Here is a 23,551-nt window from a genome sequence, read left to right as displayed (position 1 = left end):
TGCAGCACACTAATCCGACGAGGGGAGACGTCAGATGAGTCAGCCGAAAATATCGCTCAACGACCGTTTTGATCTATCCAAAAGCCCTGTTCTTCTGAACGGGACGCAAGCGCTTGTTCGCCTCATGATGATGCAAAAGGCGCGTGACCGTGATGCCGGGTTGAATACCGCCGGTCTGGTCACTGGGTATCGGGGATCACCTTTGGGCGCGGTAGACCTTCAAATGTCGCGGGCGCAAAAGCAGCTTGCCGAGAATGACGTCACTTTTCAGTTTGGATTGAATGAAGATCTGGCGGCGACCGCATTGTGGGGAAGCCAGCAAGCCGGGTTGCGCGGAGACGGCAAGTTCGACGGCGTCTTTGGTCTTTGGTACGGCAAAGGACCCGGGGTTGACCGTTCCGGCGACGTGATGCGTCACGCGAACATGGCAGGAACCGGCAAGCATGGCGGCGTCCTGATGGCCATGGGCGACGACCATACGGGTGAAAGCTCGACTGTGTTGCATCAATCCGAATGGTCATTGGTCGATATGTATATGCCGGTGGTCAGCCCGGCGGGCGTACAGGAAATCCTTGATTACGGCATCTATGGTTTCGCACTCAGCCGGTTTGCAGGTGTGTGGGTTGGCTTGAAGACCATGAAGGATACGATCGAGGTAACCTCGGTTGTCGATGGTCGCCCGGATCGTATGCGGCTTGTCACACCCGAATTCGACATGCCTGAGGGTGGTTTGAACATCAGATTGGGTGACACGCCGCATCTGCAGGAAACGCGGGTCATTGATTACAAGCGCTTTGCGGCTGAGACTTTTTCTCATGCCAATAGGCTGGATCGCCGGGTCTGGGGCAAATCCGGGGCCAAGATCGGTATCGCCGCTGCAGGCAAAAACTGGCTGGATCTTGTCCATGCCATGTCGTTGCTGAACATCGACGAGAATGAGGCCGAACGGCTGGGGATTACCACCTACAAGATCGGGCAGACTTTCCCGCTTGATATGAAGGGGTTCCACGACTGGGCCGAAGGGCTGGACCTGATCATTATCGTCGAAGAAAAGCGCAAGCTGATTGAGGTGCAAGTTAAGGAAGCCATTTTCGACGACCGTCGCGGGCGCCGGGTGTACGGTTGGTACAAGGGTGGAGCAGGCACATTGCATCGTGAGGAGCTGTTCCCGACCCGAGGCGCACTCGACCCGATCATGATTGCGGAAAAACTGGGCGAAATCCTGATTGAGGAGGGGCGTGATACCGATGGTGTCCGTGCCGGTCTGGACCAGTTGAACGAGGCGCGCCGGGCTGACAACGCGCAAGAGATTGCGACCCGTCTGCCCTATTTCTGTTCGGGCTGCCCGCATAACAGTTCGACCAAAGTACCAGATGGCAGCCGTGCCTATGCTGGGATCGGGTGCCACTACATGGTGCAGTGGATGGACCGGAATACGACCGGCTTCACCCAGATGGGTGGTGAGGGTGCCAACTGGATCGGTGAGGAGCCTTTCTCGACCACAAAGCATGTGTTCCAGAATCTTGGCGACGGTACCTACAACCACTCGGGTGTTCAGGCCATTCGCGCAGCTTTGTCTGCAGGAACCAACATTACCTTCAAAATCCTGTTCAATGATGCCGTTGCAATGACCGGCGGGCAGGATAACGAAGGTGATTTGACGGCCGAGCGGATCGTTCGTGAGGTCAAAGCCATGGGCGTGCGCCATGTGGCGGTGGTCTACGACGAGAAGGAAGATGTGAACTTCAAGGCGTTGCCGTCAGACGTGGAAACATTTGAACGCGCTGACCTGATGAGCGTTCAGGAAAAATTCCGCGAGATAGAGGGCGTGTCTGTCCTCGTGTATATTCAGACATGTGCCGCTGAAAAACGTCGTCGCCGCAAGCGGGGCAGCTTTCCTGATCCGGACAAACGGGTATTCATCAATACCGATATCTGCGAAGGCTGCGGTGATTGCGGCGTTCAGTCCAACTGTGTTTCGATTGTTCCAAAAGAAACTGAGCTAGGTCGTAAGCGTGCGATTGATCAGTCAAGCTGTAACAAGGACTTCTCTTGTCTCAGCGGGTTCTGCCCATCGTTCGTGACGCTTGAAGGTGCAAAAATCCGCAAGGAGGCTACAACCGATCTGGACCTGCCAGACTTGCCAGATCCGTCTCTGCCGGTGATCAAGGGAACGCATAATGTGGTCATCACGGGCGTTGGCGGTACCGGAGTTGTCACCATCGGCGCGGTTTTGGCGCAGGCTGCCCAGATCGACGGCAAGGGCGCTGGTATGATGGAGATGGCTGGCCTCGCCCAAAAGGGCGGTGCGGTTCATATCCACTGCAGACTAGCCAACAAACCCGAAGATATTAGTGCCATCCGTGTGGCGACCGGCGAGGCGCACGCGTTGATCGGTGGCGATCTCGTAGTGTCGGCCGGGGCCAAGACGTTGGGTCTGACGCAAACCGGCCAGACAGGCGCAGTGGTCAATAAACACGAAATCATCACCGGCGATTTCACGCGGGATACCGAATTCAACATTCCAAGCGACCGTCTGGAATTGGCCCTCGAGGCCCGCCTGAAAGATGGGCTGGATCTGTTCGATGCCACCGATCTGGCACGTGCGGTGATGGGTGACTCGATCTATTCCAACATGATGGTCTTTGGTGCAGCCTGGCAACGTGGACTGCTTCCGGTCAGCCATGAGGCCATTTTGCAGGCTATAGGACTGAATGGTGCTGCAGTCGAACGGAACAAACGGGCCTTCGAGGTTGGTCGCTGGGCCGTTTTGCACCCAGATGAAGTAGCCAAAATCCTGAAACCTGGCGTGACCGAACTGCCGAAAACACTGGATCAGAAGATTGATCTGCGTGCGGAGCATTTGACGGCTTATCAAGGGAACCGACTTGCCAAGCGCTATCGCAAGCTTGTTGACGCCATTGAGGACCGTGAGGTCAAGGAAGCGGTCGCCAAAGGATATCACAAGCTGTTGTCCTACAAGGATGAATACGAAGTCGCGCGTTTGTTGCTGAGCAGCCGTGAAAAGGCTGCGGCTGAATTTGATGGTGACTTCAAGATGACCTTCCATCTCGCACCGCCGATTCTGGGCGGTAAGGGGTCTGATGGTCGCCCTCGTAAACGCGCCTTTGGTGAATGGCTGTCAGGGCCGCTTAAGCTGATGGCCAAAATGAAGGGTTTGCGTGGGACGCCGCTCGATATCTTTGGATACAGCGCTGAACGGCGAATGGAGCGGGCGCTGATCCGGCAGTACGAAAAGGACATGAAAGAGGTATTGCCGAAGCTTTCGCCCGAGACAAAAGACGCTATTGCAGCTCTTGGTCGACTTCCCTTGGATATCCGTGGGTTTGGCCCGGTTTTGATTGCCAATGAGACCAAGGCTGCAAAACGGCGCGAGGAATTGCTTGCGGCAATTCGGCAAGGTGGCGAAAAGCTCAAGGAGGCGGCTGAGTAGATCGTCACAGGACTGTCATGCAAGCTAGGCAAAACTGTTGAGACAACCTATGTAGCAGGCAGCAAACCGGAGACCTTTATGCCCTCGCGCCGCCACGTTGCTCGTGACATTTCCTATGCCTATTCTGCCGAAACCAAAAGCGGCAGGATGGTCATCAAGCTTATGGAAAACACAACAGGCCGTCTGCGCCTGATCAAGCGTGCGGACGGATATGAGCAAGAGGTGGCCAAGGGTCGTGACTTCTGGTCCGTTATGGTCGAACGTTATGGACTGTCGCTGGATGTGGTCGGGGGATCGCTGACGAACATACCAAAGAACAGGCCTCTGATCCTGATCGCGAACCATCCCTACGGGATTCTTGATGGGCTGATGATGGGACACATCTTGTCTCAGGCTCGTGGCGATTTTCGCATTCTGGCGAACCACGTGTTTCGCAAGGCCGAAGACCTGAACCGAATTATCTTGCCGATCTCGTTTGACGAAACGAAGGAGGCCATGAAGCTGAACCTTGAAACCCGCAAAAACGCGCTGAATTATCTGGGCGAGGGTGGGGCCATCGGAATATTTCCTGGCGGGACAGTCAGCACGGCAGCGAAACCATTCTCACACCCAATGGATCCGGGCTGGCGTGGTTTCACCGCACGTATGGTGGCAAAATCCAATGCTACTGTTGTGCCGGTTTTCTTCGATGGTCACACGTCACGCCTGTTCCAGATCGCAAGCCATCTTCATTACACCCTTCGCATGGGTTTGCTGATCAAAGAGTTCAAAAAGCGTGTTGATACACCTGTAAAAGTCGTGATCGGCGAGCCCATTGGCCGCGACGTATTAGACCCGCTGGCCAAGGATACGCGCAAGATGATGGATTTCCTGCGCAAAGCCACGTATGAGCTGTCTCCAAAGCCGTTGAAGTCGTATGACTACGGTTATGAATTTGAGGAACGGCATCGCGCCTGAAGGGGCAAATGGCAGTAGGTATCTTTGATTCCGGGTTGGGCGGTCTGACCGTCCTGGACGCAGCTCAGAAACGTCTGTCGGACGTTGATTTTCTGTATTTTGCGGACAGCGCACACGCGCCTTACGGCGTGCGTGATGCAGAAGATATCTATCAACTCACCCGCAAGGCAGTGTCTGATCTGTGGTCGCGTGGGTGCGATCTGGTGATTCTCGCTTGCAACACAGCGAGCGCTGCCGCGCTGCGCCGGATGCAGGAAGAAGGTGTACCAGAAGGCAAACGCGTTTTGGGCGTGTTCGTGCCACTGATCGAAGCCCTGACTGAGCGGCAATGGGGCGACAACAGCCCACCTCGCGAAGTGGCGGTCAAGCACGTGGCGTTGTTTGCGACACCCGCAACCGTATCGAGCCGTGCCTTTCAGCGGGAGCTCGCATTCCGTGCAATCGGCGTGGATGTTGAGGCCCAGTCCTGCGGCGGCGTCGTTGACGCGATCGAAGACGGGGACATGATCCTGGCCGAGGCATTGGTCCGGTCCCATGTCGATGCGCTGAAACGCAAGATGCCCGAGCCGCAGGCAGCTATTTTGGGCTGCACCCACTATCCGCTGATGGCCGAGACATTCCAGAAAGCGCTTGGGCCAGATGTACAGGTTTTCAGCCAAGGTGATCTGGTTGCTCAAAGTCTTGCCGACTATCTGCAACGCCATCCAAATATGCTGGGGACCGGCGAGGGTGGATTCGTGACAACCGGTAAACCGGACTTTGTCAGCGATCGCGCAACGCAATTCCTCCGACGACAAATCGCATTTGAGGCGGCCTGACTTAGGTCAAGGAAACAGCCGCATTGATTCTGTAGTTCGATGATCGTCACATCGGCGATCGATACGTATGACACTCAAATACAAAGAGGTCTGACATGACCCATAAAATCGCAATCCTTGGCGCGTCCGGCTATACCGGTGCGGAACTGGTGCGGCTGATCGCCGAGCACCCGAGTATGGAAATCGTGGCTTTGGCGGCCGAGCGCAAAGCCGGTCAATCCATGGCACAGGTCTTTCCCCATCTGCGGCATCTAGATCTGCCGGTGCTGTGCAAAATCTCTCAGATCGACTTTTCCAAGATTGATCTATGTTTCTGCGCGTTGCCGCACAAAACCAGCCAAGAGGTCATCCGTGACTTGCCCAAGACACTGAAGGTCATCGATCTTTCGGCCGATTTCAGGCTGCAGGATGCTGAGGAATACGAGAAGTGGTACGGCAACCCTCATGCCGCGCTCGAACAACAGGAAGAGGCTGTGTACGGTCTGACCGAGTTCTATCGGGAAGAAATCCGCAATGCCCGGCTTGTTGCCGGAACCGGTTGTAATGCCGCAACCGGGCAGTATGTGTTGCGGCCCCTTATTTCTGCGGGGGTTATCGATCTGGATGACATCATTCTCGACCTGAAATGTGCTGTTTCGGGGGCGGGGCGGTCGCTGAAGGAAAACCTGCTGCATGCGGAGTTGAGCGAAGGGGCCAATGCCTACGCCATCGGAGGATCGCACCGGCATCTGGGTGAATTCGATCAGGAGTTCTCCAAGCTGGCCGGGCGGACTGTGCATGTCCAGTTTACACCGCACCTGATTCCAGCCAACCGGGGCATTCTGGCGACTACCTATGTGAAGGGTGATCCGCAAAGTGTTTATGAGACGCTGTGCGCCACCTACGAAAATGAACCATTCATCCAGATGTTGCCATTTGGCGAGGCACCGTCGACCCACCATGTCCGGGGATCCAACTTCTGTCACATCGGTGTGGCTGCGGATCGGATTGAACGTCGCGCCATTGTGATCGCAGCATTGGATAACCTGACAAAAGGTAGCAGCGGGCAAGCCTTGCAGAATGCCAACCTGATGTTAGGTGAGGCTGAGACTAAGGGGCTGATGATGGCCCCTCTATTCCCGTGAGGACGGTATGAAAACACTCAAGAAACGTCGTCGTGTACAGATCATAGTTCTGGCCGTTGTTGCCTTGGCTTTGTCGACGGCGTTGATTGGGTATGCCATGCGGGACGGCATCAATTTCTTCCGTTCACCCAGCCAGGTTATTGCTGAGCCGCCACAACCAACCGAAGTGTTTCGCATCGGAGGACTGGTTGAAGAAGGCTCTATCATCCGCGGGCAAGGTGAAACTGTCCGCTTTGTTGTTACAGACGGGGGCGAGAGTGTCCCGGTATCATTTACCGGGGTGCTGCCTGATCTGTTCTCTGAAAATCAGGGCATGGTGGGTACCGGTAGCTACGTGAACGGTGTGTTCGAAGCCACGGAAATCCTTGCAAAACATGATGAGACCTACATGCCGAAAGAGGTCGTGGATGCGTTGAAAGAACAGGGTGTCTACAAAGAGGCCGATGAGGGCTGATTTTCATCTGAAATCCATGGATGGATGACCAAAGGGGCGTTGCAAGGGATAGCCCTGCAGCGCCCTTACTATTTTGGCTGTCTTAATGAAGTTGCCCGACCGTTTGCAGCGTCAAGCGGAGGTTGTTGCATGCAGACGGTTCGTCAGATCGCCCAAGGAATTGTGGCACGTGAAGGGGGATTTGTGGATGATCCCGATGATCCAGGTGGGGCGACCAAATACGGTGTGACAATTCACACCATGCGGCGGTTGGGTTTGGATCTGGATCACAACGGCATGGTAAATCGTGCCGACGTTCGCGCTTTGACACGCGATCAGGCGGTGGATGTTTTTCTGACCCACTATTATCGAAAGCCACGCATAGAACTGCTGCCCGAAACGCTGCAACCTTCTTTGTTTGACATGTATGTAAACGCAGGCGCGCAGGCGGTGAAAATCCTGCAACGGCTTCTCCGAGAAATGGGGTTTGAGGTGAACGTGGATGGCGCGTTGGGCCCCCAGACCGCTCAGGCATCTCATTCGGCCGCTGATCCAAATCCGATTGCGTTGCGGGATGCGTACGGCGTTGCAAGGCGGAACTACTATTTCAGATTGGCAGACCGCAGACCTGCATCGAGAAAATATGCGCGCAGTCGGTCTGGTGGCAAAGGTGGATGGATCAAACGGGCTGAGGAATTTCTTTCGCCGACTTACCACCTTAGCGACGCAGAGTTTCAAATGAGGGTTTCAGGATGGGATTGATTTCTGGCTTGTTAGGTTTTCTGTTCGGAAACGGGCGCAATGTCGTGCGCGAAACTGCCGAAGTGTTTCGTGAAAATACCGAGGCCGGGGCAGAGCGAAGCGCGACCATGCGGGTGCAAGCCATGACGCAATTCGGGGCAGAATTTCATACGTCCGGAAAGAGTGGCTTTGACCGCTTTATGGACGGCCTGAACCGATTGCCTCGGCCCGCACTTGCCTTGGGGACGCTGGGATTGTTCGGGGCAGCCATGGTGGATCCATTGTGGTTTGCCGAACGGATGCAGGGCATCGCATTGGTCCCCGAGCCTCTGTGGTGGCTGCTGGGGGTGATCGTCTCTTTCTATTTTGGCGCTCGGCATCAGGCCAAAGTACAGGATTTGCAGCGAGAGATCACCGCGACGATGGTCCGCGCGCCAGCTGTGGTGGCCAATCTCGAGGCGCTTGATCGATTGCGCAACGATACTCCGGGTGCTGCAGATCCGGGTCACGATGCTCAGCTAAAAATCAATATAGCGCAACCGGATGCGAACCGGGCACTCGAGGACTGGAGGCAGTTAAGGCGATCCTGAGCCGCGACACTATGTGCGCTGTTTCCGGGCGAAAGTGATTGGCGCTTGCCCGGAGACAGGATTATACCCTTGGCCATGATTACAGAGCTCGGCCACTTCGCACTGATCCTAGCCTTTTTTGTAGCCATCGTCCAAAGCGCAGTCCCCCTGATCGGGGCGGCAAAACGTTGGACTGGCTGGATGGTATTTGCTGAACCTGCGGCAATATCCCAGTTCATCCTGACAGCCTTTGCTTTCGGCGCACTGGTCTGGGCGTTCGTCACATCCGACTTTTCGCTACGTATCGTCGTCGAAAACAGCCATTCGGCAAAGCCGATGCTGTACAAGATCAGCGGCACATGGGGGAACCACGAGGGTTCCATGCTGCTGTGGGTGTTGATCGTCGCGCTGTTTGGCGCCATGGCCGCTATATTTGGAGGGGGCTTGCCGCCAACCTTGAAGGCACGTGTTCTGTCGGTTCAGGCTGCGATCGGAGTGGCGTTTTTCGCGTTTATCCTGTTTACGTCGAACCCGTTCGACCGACTGGTAGTAGCACCCTTTGACGGGCGAGATCTGAACCCTCTGTTGCAGGATCCGGGTTTGGCCTTTCATCCACCATTCCTCTATCTGGGCTACGTTGGCTTGAGTATGGCGTTCAGCTTTGCAGTCGCTGCGTTGATTGAGGGCCGCATTGATGCTGCGTGGGGGCGTTGGGTACGCCCTTGGACGCTTGCTGCCTGGATCTTCCTGACCATCGGTATCGCATTGGGGTCGTGGTGGGCCTATTACGAGTTGGGTTGGGGCGGTTTCTGGTTCTGGGATCCGGTTGAGAACGCTTCTTTCATGCCATGGTTGCTGGCGGCGGCGCTTCTGCATTCGGCGATCGTGGTTGAAAAGAGGGAAGCTCTGAAAAGCTGGACCATCCTGCTGGCGATCATTGCGTTCGGTTTCTCGTTGATCGGTACATTTATTGTCCGATCCGGTTTGCTGACTTCGGTACATGCCTTCGCGAACGATCCTGAACGGGGTGTGTTCATTCTGTTCATTCTCGTGATCTTCATCGGCGGTGCATTGACCCTGTTTGCTGCGCGCGCTCAGGCGATGGAGGCCAAAGGTGTGTTTGGCATGGTCAGCAGGGAAAGTGCACTGATTTTGAACAATATCCTGCTAGCTGTAAGCTGTTTTGTCGTGTTCGTCGGTACGATGTGGCCGATGGTTGCCGAGATGGCTTTTGACCGGAAATTGTCGGTTGGTGCACCATTCTTCAATTCGGCATTTACACCGTTCATGATTGCATTGGGGATCGCTTTGCCGATTGGCGCGATCCTGCCTTGGAAGCGCGGAAAACTGGGACGTGCTGCCTGGTCGCTGCGATATGCGTTCATTCTGGCTGTTGCGCTGGCGCTGCTGGTTTGGGTTATGCAGACAGGGCGCAGCGCTATGGGTCCGATCGGGTTGTTCCTTGGTGCATGGATTACCTTTGGCGCCATTGTTGATCTGTGGAGCCGCACGGGCCGCAATGGCAGTTTCAAGCGCTTGCTGCGCCTGCCAGGTGCTGACTGGGGCAAGGCAGTGGCACATACCGGGCTGGGTGTCACCATGTTCGCAATCGCAGGTCTGACTGCATGGGAAGTAGAGGACATTCGCGTCGTCCAACCGGGACAACCGTTTGAGGTAGGGCAATACACTTTGACCCTGCAGGACGTAAAACGCGTTCAGGGGCCAAATTATTTTTCGACCATGGCCGACATAGTGGCAGAAAAAGATGGTCGTCCGATCGCCACATTGCATCCTGAAAAGCGGGACTACCCGGTGGCACGGATGCCGACGACCGAGGCTGCAATTGACTACCGGTTCCTGCGAGATCTCTATGTCGTGATCGGTGATCAGCAGGCTGATGGCGGTTGGGTTGTGCGTACCTACATAAAGCCACTGGCGAACTGGATCTGGGGTGGATGTATTCTGATGGCCCTCGGCGGCGTGCTCAGCCTGTCTGACCGCAGGTTCAGGGTTGCGGCGGGGGCTCGTAAGTCAACCGCTTCAGGAGTACCGGCGGAATGAAACGTCTTGTCCTGATATTGATGATTGCCGCCACGCCACTGCTGGCGGTTCAGCCTGACGAAGTACTTGACGACCCCGTACTTGAGGAGCGGGCGCGTGATCTGAGCACGGGGCTGCGCTGTCTGGTCTGTCGGAACGAAAGCATCGATGAAAGCAATGCCGATCTGGCGCGCGATCTTCGTTTGCTTGTTCGGGAACGTCTGGTCGCAGGCGATACGGATGAAGAGGCGATCGAATTCATCGTTGATCGCTATGGTGAATACGTCCTGCTGAAACCCACAACGTCTGGCTCCAACCTTCTGTTATGGCTGGCTGGTCCGATTATGCTGTTGATTGCGGCGATTGTAGGGTGGAGCTTTCTGCGTTCGCGCTCAGCCAAACAAGTTTCCGGGAACGTCGACGCATTGAGCGATGACGAAAAAGAGCGCCTGCGCCAAATTCTCGAAGACTGACGCGTGGTTCCACTTTCCCTTCCATGGTAACTGCGTCAGGGTCTGACAAAGCTCTGCGCAGATGAGGTTTTTTATGGAATACGAAGCGATCCTTCTGGATATCACTGATGGATTGGCGGTGCTGACATTGAATCGGCCCGACAAGATGAATGCACTGACAACTCAGATGCGCGCCGAGATTACGCATGCGATGAAACATGCAGCGCGGCATACACGTGCAATTGTACTTACCGGCGCAGGGCCCGCGTTCTGTTCGGGACAGGATCTGGGTGATGCATCCAGCACCGGAAAGATCGATCTTGAGCGTGCCTTGCGTGATGAGTACGAGCCCATGCTCGAAGCCGTTTATGATTGCCCTGTTCCCACCATTGCAGCGGTGAATGGTCCGGCAGCGGGGGCAGGGGCTAACCTTGCATTATGTGCCGATGTCGTGATTGCGACTGAGAGTGCATACTTCCTTCAGGCCTTCGCCCGCATTGGCCTTTTGCCTGATGCCGGCGGTACATGGTTCATGCCGCGTCAGATGGGTTTTGCCAAGGCGATGGGGGCTGCATTGTTTGCGGAAAAGATCAGCGCACGGCAGGCAGATGACTGGGGTTTGATCTGGGAAGCGGTTGCTGACGCAGATTTCGCCACCCATTGGCGCAAGCGCGCAGAGTATCTGGCCAATGGACCAACCGCTGGGTTTGGTGCGATCAAACAGGCGATCCGTGGCACCTATGACAAAACGTTGCCACAGCAATTGGCGACCGAGGCGCATTTGCAGGGCGATTGCGGCCGGACACGTGATTTTGCGGAAGGTGTTGTAGCATTCTTGGAAAAACGCCCCGCGAAGTTCGAGGGGCGTTAATCCAGTAAATTTTAAGCGCGACGGCGTTTACGTGTGCGGCGTTCTGGCGCCGCCGCATCGTCGCCCGTACCGTCCGATGCCGACGAGAACGGCCCAAGCGCATCCGTGATCTGATCTAGGGTCGGGCGTTCACTACGTGGGCGGGTATCGAGTGCTTCACGCATCTTGCGCAGGTGGGTTGGCATGGTGCCACAGCAACCACCGATGATCGTCGCACCTGCATCACGGGCCATAGCGGCATAGTCACCCATAAGCTCTGGCGTGCCATCATAGTGGATATGCCCATCCACATACTTGGGAATGCCCGCATTACCCTTCGAAATGATAGGACGTTCAGTTCCCTGAGCGCCGAAGCCCAGAACCGTTCGCAGAATGTCAGACGCACCGGTGCCGCAATTTGCACCAAAGGCGATCGGTGGGTTGGGCAGGGTTTCGACCAGTTGTGCCAGATCTGCAGAGGTCACACCCATCATTGTGCGTCCCGCAGTGTCAAAGCTCATGGTGCCACACCAAGGCATATTGACCAGTGCGAATGCTTCGGCTGCGGCGCGGAACTCCTCAGGTGCACTGATGGTTTCGACCCAAAGAACATCAACGCCACCAGCTTTGAGCGCTTCGGCCTGTTCATGGAACATCTCGACGGCCTCGCTGTGCGACAAGCTGCCAACAGGTTCCATGATTTCTCCGGTCGGACCAACTGACCCCGCGACGATAATCGTGCGTCCGGCCTTGTCTGCAACCTCACGGCCAAGTTCAGCTCCGGCGCGGTTGAGTTCCGCAACTCGGTTTTGCGCATCATGCAGCTTCAGTCGTGCCGAGGTGCCACCAAAGGTATTGGTCAGAAACAGGTCGCTGCCCGCATCAACCGAACCCTGATAGAGCGCGCGGATTTTATCCGGAGCGTCCACATTCCAGAGCTCAGGTGCGTCACCTGATTGAAGACCCATATTGAAAAGGTTGGTCCCAGTGGCCCCATCCGCAAGGATGGCATCTGTGGATTCCAGAAGTTTGCTCAGCGCGTTTGTCATTGGAGTATTCCGAAAAAGAGGGCGCCATGGCCGATCAAATTTAGAGACGCCCCATGTCTCACGACCGGGGCGTCAAATCAAATTCATAAAACTCATGAAGATCATGAGGAAGGCAGCAAAGCCTTAGTCAACTTCGCTGAGAACCTGCGATTTTGCTTCAGGCAGAAGTTCGGCCATCTTGGCTCGGATCTCATCATCCGATGCCAGGCTGCCCAGATCACCAGCCACCTTGCGCACAACATCCTCGTGCCCGGCTTCTTCGAAATCGGACAACACGACGGTTTTTGCATATTCTTCGGCGTCCGCGCCGGATTTGCCCAATTTTCCTGCAGCCCAAAGGCCGAGCAGTTTGTTGCAGCGGGCCTGCGCCTTGAACTGCATCTCTTCATCATGAGCAAACTTGGCTTCAAAGGCATTTTCGCGTTCGTCGAACGTGGTCATTGGTTAGGGACCCCTTGGATAACGATTTCTTTCCTGATGATATGACTATACGTGAGGCCGGGTGCAAGAGATTTGCGCTGCGTCAAAGCCCCTCGGGCCTGCGAACTTGCGAGAAAGTGGGGCTTGGACTATGAGGGCGCCAAAGGAGAGGGACTCATTCCCACACCCCAGACTGGAAGGTTCGCTTATGGCGCGTCGCAAAAAGATCTACGAAGGCAAGGCCAAGATTCTGTATGAAGGCCCCGAGCCGGGCACGATTGTGCAGTATTTTAAGGACGATGCCACCGCGTTCAACGCTGAAAAGAAGGACGTCATCGACGGCAAAGGCGTTCTGAACAATCGTCTGAGCGAGTTCTTCATGACCGGTCTGAGCCAGATCGGCGTGCCGACCCATTTCATTCGTCGCCTGAACATGCGCGAGCAACTGGTTCGCAGCTGTGAAATCGTGCCTTTGGAAGTGATTGTGCGCAATTACGCCGCTGGTTCGATGTCCAAACGTCTGGGTATTGCCGAAGGCACGCAATTGCCGCGGCCGATTGTCGAATATTGCTATAAGGACGACGCGCTCGGTGATCCGCTGGTTACCGAAGAGCACATTGCTGCCTTTGGTTGGGCCAGCCAGCAGGATATGGACGACATCCTGAGCCTCGCACTCCGCGTGAATGACTTCATGAGTGGTATGATGTTGGCTGTCGGCATTCGTTTGGTCGATTTCAAGATCGAGATCGGTCGCGTATATGAAGGCGATTTCCAGCGTCTGATCATTGCCGATGAAATCAGCCCCGACAGTTGCCGTTTGTGGGACATTGAAACCGGTCAGAAGCTGGACAAGGACGTCTTCCGCCGCGATCTGGGCAATCTGACGGATGCCTATTCCGAGGTGGCGCGTCGTTTGGGCGTTTTGCCCAAAAGCAATGTCGCGAAACCTACACTGATCAACTGATCCGCAAGTGCAAACTTGCAATGATTAAGGTGCCGCCACTTATCAGGCGGCACTTTTCGTATTTTGTATAAGTATTTGACAGATTTGACTGTCATGCAGCATGTTCAGTGCTGACGACTAATCCGGCTTACTAACAAGGTGACACTCGGTATGAGCGAACTGTTCGACCACGCTGTGTTCTTGAAATTTCTCGCGGCTGTTCTGGCCATATTCAACCCGCTATACAATATTCCGATTTTCCTGAGTATGACGAGTCAGTGCACCAAGCCCGAGCGGCGCAGGGTGGCTTTGATCGTGATGATTTCAGTCACTTTGATCGCTTTGATCGCCGTAGGGATTGGAGAAGAGGTTCTGGCGATTTTCGGGATTGATGTTCCTTCTTTCCGCATCGCCGGAGGGATCATCATCTTCGGGATCGGCATGTCGATGTTGAATGCCGAAGACCGTCCCGCAGGTGATCAGGCCGCACTCGCCGAAGGGCAGGAGCGGAAACTCAACTTTGCCGTGGTTCCGCTGGCGATACCTCTGACCATTGGTCCGGGAACCATTGCCATCACCATCGTTTTCTCACATCAGCTTTCGGATGGTGCTGAAATGGTAACTCTGGGCTCTGCCGTGCTGATAGCTTGCGCAATTGTTGGGCTGGGATTGCTGTTTGCGGACCAGATTTCTCGGTTGCTTGGGGAAACCATGATCAATGTGCTGACCCGGATCATGGCGATTCTACTGGTCGCAGTAGCGGTTGAAATGGTTCTGACAGGCACTTTCAATGCCATCGATGCGCATTACCCGGGTCTGACCTCAGGCGCTGACGGCTGATCGACTAATGGGCTGCCTTGGCTGCGGTAATCCGTCCGTCTTATCGAGGGTTGTCCAAATACCATAAGCAGGGTATCTCCCCGCGCAACGGAATTGGCCCCGGGGCGCGGGCCGCAGGTGGAGTTGCGAAAATGAAGGCACGGGTGCATGTGATGCTCAAGAACGGGGTGCTGGACCCGCAGGGCGAGGCGGTTCGTCACGCATTGGGCGCCATGGGTTTCGACAAAGTCGAAGGCGTGCGTCAGGGCAAGGTGATCGACCTGGAACTTGCTGAAGGCGCGACCGAGGCGGACGTGGCTGAGATGTGCGAGAAGCTGTTGGCCAACACGGTCATCGAACGCTACGAGATCGAACTGGTCTGACTTTTTTCGGTCGTGATGCGACCAAACCACTGATTTGTGACCAAGGAGTGCCTGTCATGCGCGCAGCCGTCGTCGTTTTCCCCGGTTCCAACTGTGACCGAGATCTTGCGGTCGCCTTTGAGCAGGCGGGCTTTCAGGTCGATATGGTCTGGCACAAGGACGCCAAACTGCCAGAAGGCATCGACATCGTCGGCGTACCGGGTGGCTTTTCTTATGGCGATTATCTGCGTTGTGGCGCGATTGCAGCGCAGTCGCCGATCTGCAAGGCAGTTGTCGAACACACCGAGCGTGGCGGGTATGCTTTTGGTGTTTGCAATGGTTTCCAGATACTGACGGAAACCGGCATCCTGCCGGGCGCGCTTCTGCGTAACGCCGGACTAAAATACATCTGCCGCACCGTCGGATTGAAGGTGGAAACAAGCGACAGCGCATTCACCGAAGGCTACAATGCGGGTGACGTCATCGGGATTCCGATTGCGCACCACGATGGCAACTACTTTGCCGATGATGAGACTTTGGCAAGACTTCGTGATGAAGATCGCATCGCGTTCACCTACACCGAGAACCCAAATGGTTCCCGCGGCGATATCGCCGGCATCCTGTCGCACAACCGTCGCGTGCTTGGGATGATGCCGCATCCGGAACGGGCTGCGGATGAAGGCCATGGTGGCACCGATGGAACGGCGCTCTTCCGCGCATTGTCAGGTGTTTTGACACCTGCGTGACTTGAGGTCGTGGCCGCTGGGGCTTAGCTTCGGGGGATGAGTTCCGAAGTACAATCAGGCTGGGCAAATTTCATAAGCCGGTTCCGCGGTGCGCCGCTGGGCTGGCGATTGCGATTGGCGATTATTGTACTGCTGATTGCAACGGTTGCCACTGTCTGGATAACCAACAGCCTGCTGACGAACCGGTTTACTGAATCGACGCGAAACCGTGCCGAACTGCGCCTAGCGCTGTATTCCGGTAACCTTCTGAGCGAACTACGTAGAAATGCCATCGTGCCGCAATTGCTTGCGCGCGACCCGACGCTCATCGCTGCACTACAATCCAGCGATTTCTCGTTGTCTACGCAACGCCTGATCTCGTTTGTTGAAGAGATTGGTGCGGCTTCACTCATGCTGCTGGATAGCGACGGCCGCACCGTTGCCGCAACCGACCGTAACCGGTTGGGTGAGGCGCATCGTAGTGCCGCCTATTTTATCGATGCTATTCGCGCAAACTCGACGATATTTTCGGTGATCCCGCGTGAATCCGGCGGCTATAGTTTTGTCTACTCCCGGCGACTTGAAGCTGGCTCTGAAATTCTGGGCGTAATCGTTGTTGAGGTCGATCTGCAGAAGTTCGAGCGCGCCTGGGCGGGGATTTCTGATGCCGTGATGGTGACGGACAGTACAGGCACAATCATTTTGTCGACCGAACCGCAATGGCGTGGCCTTAATGAAAGCGCGGCGATGCTGCGCCAGCCGCCTCAAGGCGCCATTCAACGCGCCATTCGTGCAACGACGGATTGGACGGCTCTACCACCCGACGCTTATTTGCAGGGCGAGGCTGTGATGCGGATGGAAACCCGTATTCCTTTCCGAGGCTGGCAGATGACGTCTTTCACCACCTATTCGTCGATCCGTGAGAAGGTGAATAGTGTGCTGGCCCTCGAAATCATGGGCTTCGCGATTCTCCTGGCGCTGGCGTTTTATGCACTTAGCCGACGCACCGCTTTGCGCGCCGCTTTGTTCCAGCGTGAGTCGGCGGAGCTTCGCGCATTGAATACAAGGCTGCAGCGGGAAATTGCTGAACGCGAACGGGTTGAAAAGACGCTGGAAGTGGCCGAGCAAACACTGGCCCAGAGTTCCAAACTTGCCGCCTTGGGTGAGATGTCTGCCGCAGTCAGTCACGAGTTGAACCAGCCGCTCGCTGCGATGAAAACCTACCTCGCCGGTGCGCGCCTTTTGCTGCGGCGTAATCGTCCCGAAGAGGCGCTGGCCAGCTTCGGTCGGATCGATGGTCTTATCGAACGGATGGGCGCAATCACACGCCAGCTCAAGTCGTACGCTCGCAAGGGTGCGGATGCGTTTTCACCAGTAAATCTTGGTGAGGCACTGGCTTCTAGCCTGTCTATGATGGAACCGCAGCTGCGCCAGCGGCACGTGAAGATTACTCAGATCCTGCCCGAAGAACCTGTTATAGTGATGGGGGATCGGATGCGGATCGAACAGGTAATGGTGAACCTCTTGCGCAATGCGCTGGACGCCACCAAATCTGTAATAGAGCCGGATGTGGAAATCATTCTGGCGGCGGGCGACACCGCCGTGTTGACGGTCCGCGATAACGGCCACGGTATCGAGGATATCGAGAACCTGTTTGAGCCGTTTTATACAACCAAGCGTCCCGGGGATGGCGTTGGACTGGGTCTTGCCATCTCATCCGGGATCGTGAACGACCATGGGGGTCGGCTGACTGCGCGCAACGGACAAAACGGTGGCGCGGTATTCGAAATGCAACTGCCGATACTGGGAAGCGACGGCCTTGAGGCCGCTGAATAACGAGGAAGTACTATGGCACAGGCCATGAAGATAGCCATTGTTGATGACGAACAGGACATGCGCCAGTCGATCAGCCAATGGCTGGCATTGTCGGGATACGACACCGAGACCTTTTCCAGCGCTGAAGATGCGCTCAAGGTGTTGGGGCCGGAGTATCCAGGCATTGTTATCTCTGACATCAAGATGCCGGGTATGGACGGTATTCAGCTGCTGAAGAAACTGATGGGCGCTGACAGCACGCTTCCTGTGATCATGATCACGGGCCACGGTGATGTGCCTATGGCTGTCGAGGCGATGCGCGTCGGTGCGTTCGATTTTCTCGAGAAACCATTCAACCCGGACCGTATGTCCGAACTGGCGAAACGTGCCAGCAACGCGCGACGTCTGACATTGGATAACCGCGCGCTGCGTCGCGAACTGTCCGGCGGCACCCAGATCATGAATAAGCTGATTGGCGCCAGCCCGGTAATGGAACGCCTGCGCGAAGATATTCTGGATCTGGGGCAAGCCGATGGTCATGTATTGATCGATGGCGAAACCGGAACCGGGAAGACACTCGTCGCTCATGCGCTTCATGCTGTCGGCAGTCGTGCGGGTAAGAAATTTGTTCTGGTGTCATGTGCAGCTCTGGAAGAAGAGGCGCTGTCGAAACGGCTGTTTGGCCCGATGATGCCCGAAGATGCACAGCTACCAGCGATCGAAGAGGCACGCGGTGGTACACTGGTGCTCGAGGATGTAGAGGCTCTCAGCGATACGCTCCAGGCTCGACTGTTGAGCGTAATGAATGAGCAGGGCACACCGGCAGAAACCCGGATCGTTGCCATCTCGAATCTGCAGGAAGCCGGGAAAACCAGCGAAGACGTTTTGCGTCCTGACCTGTTCTATCGTCTGGCCGCGCTGCGGATCACCATGCCGCCGCTGCGTCAGCGCGGTGAGGATATTCTGACACTGTTCACTCGTCTCAGTGAGCAGTTTGCAGAGGAATATGGCTGCGAGGCACCTCAGGTTAGTGCTCAGGAAGCTGCGCAACTGCTGCAGGCACCCTGGCCCGGAAACGTACGCCAGCTGATCAATATTGCAGAACGGGCTGTTCTTCAGTCTCGACGGGGGTCGGGTACCATCGCATCGTTGTTGATGTCGGATCACGAAGAGATGCAGCCGGTCATGACAACCGAAGGCAAGCCTCTCAAGGAATACGTCGAAGCGTTTGAGCGGATGTTGATCGATAATACCATGCGTCGTCACAAAGGCTCGATTGCTTCTGTGATGGATGAGCTGTGTCTGCCACGCCGGACCTTGAACGAAAAAATGGCCAAATATGGCCTGCAACGTTCCGATTACCTCTGACCAACAAATCCGGAGAGGGGACACTCTCTCCGGATATTTTTTAGGCCAAACACCCCTGAAAATTAGCTCTTTGACGGCTTTTTGCTGATTTTGATGCCTATCGGCAGATGCTGATCGTGCAGTTTGCCCATTGTCTTTTCCACAGGACTGCTTTTATTGTGACGGGACGGGCCGGGCTAATTTTGCGCCCAGAAGTCCCGAATCTTTGAGTTTCGCTGCTTTGCCGCAGATGGTGATCATTCCCACAAGGCCAGGCAGACCGATTGTGCCCCTCACGGGGTATTGGAGCACCTGAGCCCGGAATACGGGCGAAAGGAATAAATGGGCGGGCTGCGGCATGGATCGCGCCTGTCGGAGAAGAACCGCGATGACGCGCGCGCAACGATTGAGTGAACGGGCAGGGGGCCAGAGCGCCAGACCCTGCCGCGCGCCGTCCGATATCGCCCTGACAAGACACCACCCCAAAAGCGCCTGTCCGCCCGGACGGGTAAGGACAACGCGTTTGGCGCGGTGCACCAAGGACACATGGCTAAGAAAATGCTTATCGATGCCACCCACGCGGAGGAAACCCGCGTCGTGGTGGTCGATGGAAACAAGGTCGAGGAGTTCGACTTTGAATCCGAAAACAAGCGTCAGCTTGCAGGAAACATCTACCTCGCAAAGGTAACACGGGTCGAACCGTCTCTGCAGGCGGCATTTGTTGATTACGGCGGGAACCGGCACGGTTTCCTCGCCTTTTCGGAAATTCACCCCGACTACTATCAGATTCCGGTCGCAGACCGCGAAGCCCTGATGGAAGAAGAGCGCGCCTACGCCGAAGCGATGAAGGCACGTGACGAAGCTGAAGAGGCGAAGCCCAAAAAGCGTCGTTCGCGTTCACGCACTAAGGCAGAGGGTGTTAAATCCGACGATCCGGTCGAAACCATGGATCCGTCCTCGGAACCTACCGGGATGGAAACCATTGATCTGGATGAAGGTGAAGAAAACGCCGATGTCTCAATTCCTGAGGGCACATCGCCCGTAGAATTGGTGGCTGAAACTCCGGTTGAGGAGCCCGAAGAGGTCACTGAAACCGAAGGTCAGGCCGAATCTGGTGAACAGCAGGAAGATGATGCTGCCGAGCAAGAAGCCGAGCCGGTAACTGAGACTGCTGAAGTAGAAGTCGAAGCCAATGCTGAGGCGGAAGCCGAAAGCACAGAAGAAGCTGGTGAATCTGAGTCCGGTGAAGAAGCCGAGGGATCTGAGCAGCCTGAAACTGCTGAAGATGAGCAGGTAGAAGCTGCTGCTGAAGAATCCGAAGGTGACGAAGCCGCTGAGTCGGAAGCTGAAGAGGTCGAAGCACGTTCAGAAGCAACGGACAAAGACGAGACAATTGAGTCTGTCGCTGATGAAGATGACAGCGAAGATATTCGTCCTCCGCGCAAACCGCGCCCGCGTCGTTACAAGATTCAAGAAGTCATCAAGGTGCGCCAGGTTCTGCTGGTGCAGGTCGTAAAAGAAGAGCGTGGCAACAAGGGTGCTGCGTTGACAACCTATCTGTCGCTGGCGGGTCGCTATTGCGTTCTGATGCCGAACACTGCCCGCGGTGGTGGCATCAGCCGTAAGATCACTAACGCCGCCGACCGTAAAAAGCTCAAGGACATTGCCTCGGATATCGATGTGCCGACTGGTGCGGGTTTGATCATCCGGACTGCCGGGGCGAAGCGTACCAAATCCGAGATCAAACGCGATTATGAATACCTGCAGCGTCTCTGGGAGCAAATCCGGGCGCTGACACTGGAATCCATCGCACCCTCCAAGATCTATGAAGAAGGCGACCTGATTAAACGCTCGATCCGCGATCTCTATAATCGCGACATTGACGAAGTTCTGGTCGAGGGCGAGGGTGGCTACCGCATCGCCAAAGACTTCATGAAGATGATCATGCCGTCGCATGCCAAGAACGTGAAGCGGTATGAAGACGCGCTGCCTCTGTTCGCACGCTATCAAGTCGAAAGCTATCTGGCGGGAATGTTCAACCCGACAGTTCAGTTGAAATCAGGCGGCTACATCGTGATCGGTGTGACCGAGGCGCTGGTTGCGATCGACGTGAACTCTGGCCGGGCCACCAAAGAAGGTTCGATCGAGGAGACCGCGCTCAAGACCAATCTTGAGGCCGCCGACGAAGTGGCGCGCCAACTGCGTCTGCGCGACCTCGCAGGTCTGATCGTCATCGACTTCATCGATATGGACGAGCGCAAGAATAACTCGGCCGTCGAAAAGCGCCTTAAAGACAAGTTGAAAACGGATCGTGCCCGTATTCAGGTCGGTCGTATTTCTGGCTTTGGTCTGCTGGAGATGAGCCGCCAGCGTCTGCGCCCCGGCATGATCGAGGCGACAACGCAGCCTTGCCCGGCCTGCCACGGCACCGGTCTGATCCGCTCGGACGACAACATGGCACTGTCGATCTTGCGTCAGATCGAAGAGGAAGGCACACGTCGCCGCTCTCGCGAGGTTCTGGTGCGCTGCCCGGTCAGCATTGCCAACTTCCTGATGAACCAGAAACGCGAGCATATCGCTCAGATCGAAGGACGCTATGGCCTTTCAGTGCGCATTGAAGGCGATATCCATCTGGTCAGCCCCGATTTCTCGATGGAGAAATTCAAGACCGCCAGCCGGATAGTGCCAGAGGCCACTGCGCCCGTGGTATCCGTAGACGCATCGCTGATGGATCTGGTGGATGCTTCGGAGGACGAGGAAGAAGAAGAAACAGTTCAGGCTGAAGAAGAGACCAAGCCCAAGCGCAAGCGTCGTCGTCGTCGCCGGAAGAAGGGCGGTGGAAACGGAGAAGGGTCCGAGGCTGCGTCAGAAGAAGGCGACAAGCCGACCGAGGCCGAAGACGCCGATGGTGGTGATGCTGCCACTGAAGAGAAGACCGACGCAGTAGAGGCTGATGCAGCACCTGCGGAAGAAGCGCCAGAGGCAGAGAAACCTGCCAAGCCAAAGAAGCGTCGTGCACCACGCCGCCGCAAAAAAGATGCAGACGCTGAGAAAGCCGAGGAACCTGCAGAGGTCGCGAATGCCGAAGCTGAGCAGAACGCTGAGGAGGCACCTGCCGAGGAAGGCGTAGAGATCGTGGCCGAGGCGGAGGTCGTCGAAACGGCGGTCTCTGAGCAGATCGAAGTGGAAGCTGAAGTTGCAGAGACTGAAGTAGAAGCATCTGCTGTGACGGAAGAACCTGCGGAGGAAACTGCGGCGCCCGTTAAAGAAGAGGTTGCAGCGGCAGAAGAACAAGCGTCTGAGCCAGAACCTGAGCAGGTCGCACCTGAAACGCCAGAGCCTGTCTTGGAGGTTGTGGCAGAAGAGCCGGTGCCAGAAGAACCAGCTCCTGCCAAACCCAAGCGGCGGGGATGGTGGTCTCTGGGTCAGTAACCAAAGAAGGCGGGCTAACAGGCCCGCCTTTTTCTTTCTGATACGCCAGTTTTATTGCTCAAGTCTTTTGGATGACGTAGATCTGATGATTACCTGTATCTTCCTGACTAATCAGCTTGTTGCCGGACTCGGTGCAATAATGTGGAACGTCGATCACTGCAGCCGGGTCATCTGCCAGAACGCGTAGCAACCCGCCAACCGGCATGGATTTCAGCCGTTTCCGGGCCTTCAGGACGGGCAGCGGGCACAGCAGGCCCAGTGCATCCAGTGTTTCAATATCACTTGTCATGCGAGTCAGATATTTCCACTTGAGGATGGTGTCCAGCATGCAACCACGAGGATGTGACCTATTGGCCCCGTGACGTTGGCGGTGCGATACCATATGTGCTGAAACATGTTCGGAATTGATATCATCGACGCGGGACTGCTACCCGCCATGTTCATTGCGATGATCGGGGGGCTGATCAGCTTCCTGTCGCCATGCGTGTTGCCCATTGTGCCACCTTATCTGGCGTATATGAGCGGGGTCACGATCAACGAGATGCAGGACGAGGCACGCGCACGGCGCAAGGCGACTTTGTCGGCGTTGTTTTTCGTGCTTGGATTGTCGACCGTATTCCTTCTGTTGGGGTTCACAGCTTCGGCGTTTGGAGCGTTTGTCCTGCAAAATCAGGTGCTTTTCGCCAAGCTTTCCGGCGCTGTTGTCATCGTGTTTGGTCTGCACTTTCTGAACGTATTCCGCATTCCGCTGCTGGATCGAGAAGCCCGGGTAGAGACCGGAGATTCCGGCGGATCAGTCTTTGGCGCCTATATTCTTGGACTTGCTTTTGCATTTGGCTGGACGCCCTGCATTGGACCTCAGCTGGGTGCGATCCTGTCATTGGCTGCGTCAGAGGCGTCGGTTGCCCGTGGAACGCTTTTGCTGGGTGTTTATGCGGCAGGGCTTGGCATCCCATTCCTGCTGGCTGCGATGTTCCTGAACCGCTCAATGGCCGTAATGAACCGTATCAAGCCCTACATGGGCACTATCGAAAAGGTTATGGGCGCGCTGTTGCTGTTCGTCGGTATCATGCTGATCACGGGGTTGTTCACCGAGTTCAGCTGGTGGTTGCTCGAGACATTCCCGGCGCTTGCAACCCTGGGCTAACATCCTGAAACAGGACGATATACGGGTCTTACCTTGGCCGCATTGCTAGGCTAG

General features: G+C 55.9%; 21 protein-coding genes. 18 read left to right on the top strand and 3 right to left on the bottom strand.

Going from position 1 to position 23,551, the window contains the following annotated elements; translation table 11 throughout:
- The first annotated feature begins 34 nt into the window (after positions 1 to 34).
- The 10 genes from GOX61_RS00795 (at position 35) to GOX61_RS00750 (ending at position 11,459) form a co-directional block, all read left to right on the top strand.
- On the top strand, positions 35 to 3,454 hold the full coding sequence (locus GOX61_RS00795; RefSeq protein WP_170330536.1) for an indolepyruvate ferredoxin oxidoreductase family protein: 3,420 nt from the start codon (positions 35 to 37) through the stop codon (positions 3,452 to 3,454).
- A gap of 78 nt (positions 3,455 to 3,532) precedes the next feature.
- Complete coding sequence (locus GOX61_RS00790; RefSeq protein ID WP_170330534.1) at positions 3,533 to 4,411, top strand: lysophospholipid acyltransferase family protein; 879 nt, start codon at positions 3,533 to 3,535, stop codon at positions 4,409 to 4,411.
- A gap of 8 nt (positions 4,412 to 4,419) precedes the next feature.
- Positions 4,420 to 5,229: a glutamate racemase gene (locus tag GOX61_RS00785; protein WP_155147015.1), complete on the top strand. Its 810-nt coding sequence runs from the start codon at positions 4,420 to 4,422 to the stop codon at positions 5,227 to 5,229.
- A gap of 95 nt (positions 5,230 to 5,324) precedes the next feature.
- On the top strand, positions 5,325 to 6,353 hold the full coding sequence (gene argC, locus GOX61_RS00780) for an N-acetyl-gamma-glutamyl-phosphate reductase (protein ID WP_170330532.1): 1,029 nt from the start codon (positions 5,325 to 5,327) through the stop codon (positions 6,351 to 6,353).
- 7 nt (positions 6,354 to 6,360) lie between these two features.
- A complete protein-coding gene (ccmE, locus tag GOX61_RS00775; RefSeq protein ID WP_170330530.1) occupies positions 6,361 to 6,807 on the top strand; it encodes a cytochrome c maturation protein CcmE in 447 nt (148 codons plus the stop codon).
- 129 nt (positions 6,808 to 6,936) lie between these two features.
- The gene (locus GOX61_RS00770) at positions 6,937 to 7,548 is read left to right on the top strand and encodes a holin-associated N-acetylmuramidase (RefSeq protein WP_155147010.1); all 612 of its coding nucleotides are present in this window, start codon (positions 6,937 to 6,939) and stop codon (positions 7,546 to 7,548) included.
- On the top strand, positions 7,539 to 8,117 hold the full coding sequence (locus tag GOX61_RS00765; protein ID WP_170330528.1) for a holin family protein: 579 nt from the start codon (positions 7,539 to 7,541) through the stop codon (positions 8,115 to 8,117). Before GOX61_RS00770 ends, GOX61_RS00765 begins: the two co-directional genes overlap by 10 nt.
- Positions 8,118 to 8,192: 75 nt before the next feature.
- The gene (locus GOX61_RS00760; protein WP_170330526.1) at positions 8,193 to 10,157 is read left to right on the top strand and encodes a heme lyase CcmF/NrfE family subunit; all 1,965 of its coding nucleotides are present in this window, start codon (positions 8,193 to 8,195) and stop codon (positions 10,155 to 10,157) included.
- Positions 10,154 to 10,609, top strand: a complete 456-nt coding sequence (locus GOX61_RS00755; protein WP_170330524.1) for a cytochrome c-type biogenesis protein — start codon at positions 10,154 to 10,156, stop codon at positions 10,607 to 10,609. Before GOX61_RS00760 ends, GOX61_RS00755 begins: the two co-directional genes overlap by 4 nt.
- A 73-nt stretch (positions 10,610 to 10,682) precedes the next feature.
- Positions 10,683 to 11,459 carry an enoyl-CoA hydratase-related protein gene (locus GOX61_RS00750; protein WP_170331074.1) on the top strand — a complete coding sequence of 259 codons (777 nt, stop codon included), beginning with the start codon at positions 10,683 to 10,685 and terminating at the stop codon, positions 11,457 to 11,459.
- Between the two features lie 11 nt (positions 11,460 to 11,470).
- Here the strand turns inward: GOX61_RS00750 and bmt are convergent, their stop codons facing one another.
- A complete protein-coding gene (gene bmt, locus GOX61_RS00745; RefSeq protein ID WP_170330522.1) occupies positions 11,471 to 12,487 on the bottom strand; it encodes a betaine--homocysteine S-methyltransferase in 1,017 nt (338 codons plus the stop codon).
- Positions 12,488 to 12,610: 123 nt separating this feature from the next.
- On the bottom strand, positions 12,611 to 12,928 hold the full coding sequence (locus GOX61_RS00740) for a DUF1476 domain-containing protein (RefSeq protein ID WP_155147000.1): 318 nt from the start codon (positions 12,926 to 12,928) through the stop codon (positions 12,611 to 12,613).
- A 187-nt stretch (positions 12,929 to 13,115) separates the two neighbouring features.
- Here GOX61_RS00740 and purC point away from each other — a divergent pair, with 187 nt between their 5' ends.
- From purC to GOX61_RS00705, 7 genes are all read left to right on the top strand, one after another.
- Complete coding sequence (gene purC / locus GOX61_RS00735) at positions 13,116 to 13,871, top strand: phosphoribosylaminoimidazolesuccinocarboxamide synthase (protein ID WP_155146998.1); 756 nt, start codon at positions 13,116 to 13,118, stop codon at positions 13,869 to 13,871.
- A gap of 150 nt (positions 13,872 to 14,021) precedes the next feature.
- A complete protein-coding gene (locus GOX61_RS00730) occupies positions 14,022 to 14,690 on the top strand; it encodes a MarC family protein (RefSeq protein ID WP_155146996.1) in 669 nt (222 codons plus the stop codon).
- A 131-nt stretch (positions 14,691 to 14,821) separates the two neighbouring features.
- Positions 14,822 to 15,052, top strand: coding sequence for a phosphoribosylformylglycinamidine synthase subunit PurS (gene purS / locus GOX61_RS00725; RefSeq protein ID WP_155146994.1), 231 nt, complete (start codon positions 14,822 to 14,824; stop codon positions 15,050 to 15,052).
- 56 nt (positions 15,053 to 15,108) lie between these two features.
- Positions 15,109 to 15,777: a phosphoribosylformylglycinamidine synthase subunit PurQ gene (gene purQ, locus GOX61_RS00720; protein ID WP_155146992.1), complete on the top strand. Its 669-nt coding sequence runs from the start codon at positions 15,109 to 15,111 to the stop codon at positions 15,775 to 15,777.
- A 36-nt stretch (positions 15,778 to 15,813) separates the two neighbouring features.
- A complete protein-coding gene (locus GOX61_RS00715; protein WP_170330520.1) occupies positions 15,814 to 17,592 on the top strand; it encodes a sensor histidine kinase in 1,779 nt (592 codons plus the stop codon).
- Positions 17,593 to 17,604: 12 nt separating this feature from the next.
- On the top strand, positions 17,605 to 18,939 hold the full coding sequence (locus GOX61_RS00710; RefSeq protein WP_155146990.1) for a sigma-54-dependent transcriptional regulator: 1,335 nt from the start codon (positions 17,605 to 17,607) through the stop codon (positions 18,937 to 18,939).
- 525 nt (positions 18,940 to 19,464) lie between these two features.
- Entirely contained in the window at positions 19,465 to 22,350 is a 2,886-nt protein-coding gene (locus tag GOX61_RS00705; protein WP_170330519.1) for an Rne/Rng family ribonuclease, read from the top strand.
- 58 nt (positions 22,351 to 22,408) lie between these two features.
- Here the strand turns inward: GOX61_RS00705 and GOX61_RS00700 are convergent, their stop codons facing one another.
- On the bottom strand, positions 22,409 to 22,639 hold the full coding sequence (locus tag GOX61_RS00700; RefSeq protein WP_170330517.1) for a sulfurtransferase TusA family protein: 231 nt from the start codon (positions 22,637 to 22,639) through the stop codon (positions 22,409 to 22,411).
- 105 nt (positions 22,640 to 22,744) lie between these two features.
- On the opposite strand from GOX61_RS00700, the gene GOX61_RS00695 reads away from it, so the two are divergent.
- On the top strand, positions 22,745 to 23,497 hold the full coding sequence (locus GOX61_RS00695; RefSeq protein ID WP_155146987.1) for a cytochrome c biogenesis CcdA family protein: 753 nt from the start codon (positions 22,745 to 22,747) through the stop codon (positions 23,495 to 23,497).
- Positions 23,498 to 23,551 lie beyond the last annotated feature (54 nt).

Source organism: Ruegeria arenilitoris, assembly GCF_013030265.1.
GTDB classification, from domain to species: Bacteria; Pseudomonadota; Alphaproteobacteria; order Rhodobacterales; family Rhodobacteraceae; genus Ruegeria; species Ruegeria arenilitoris_E.
The sequence above is the reverse complement of the archived record's forward strand: the minus strand, read 5'-3'. Positions and strand labels throughout refer to the sequence as shown.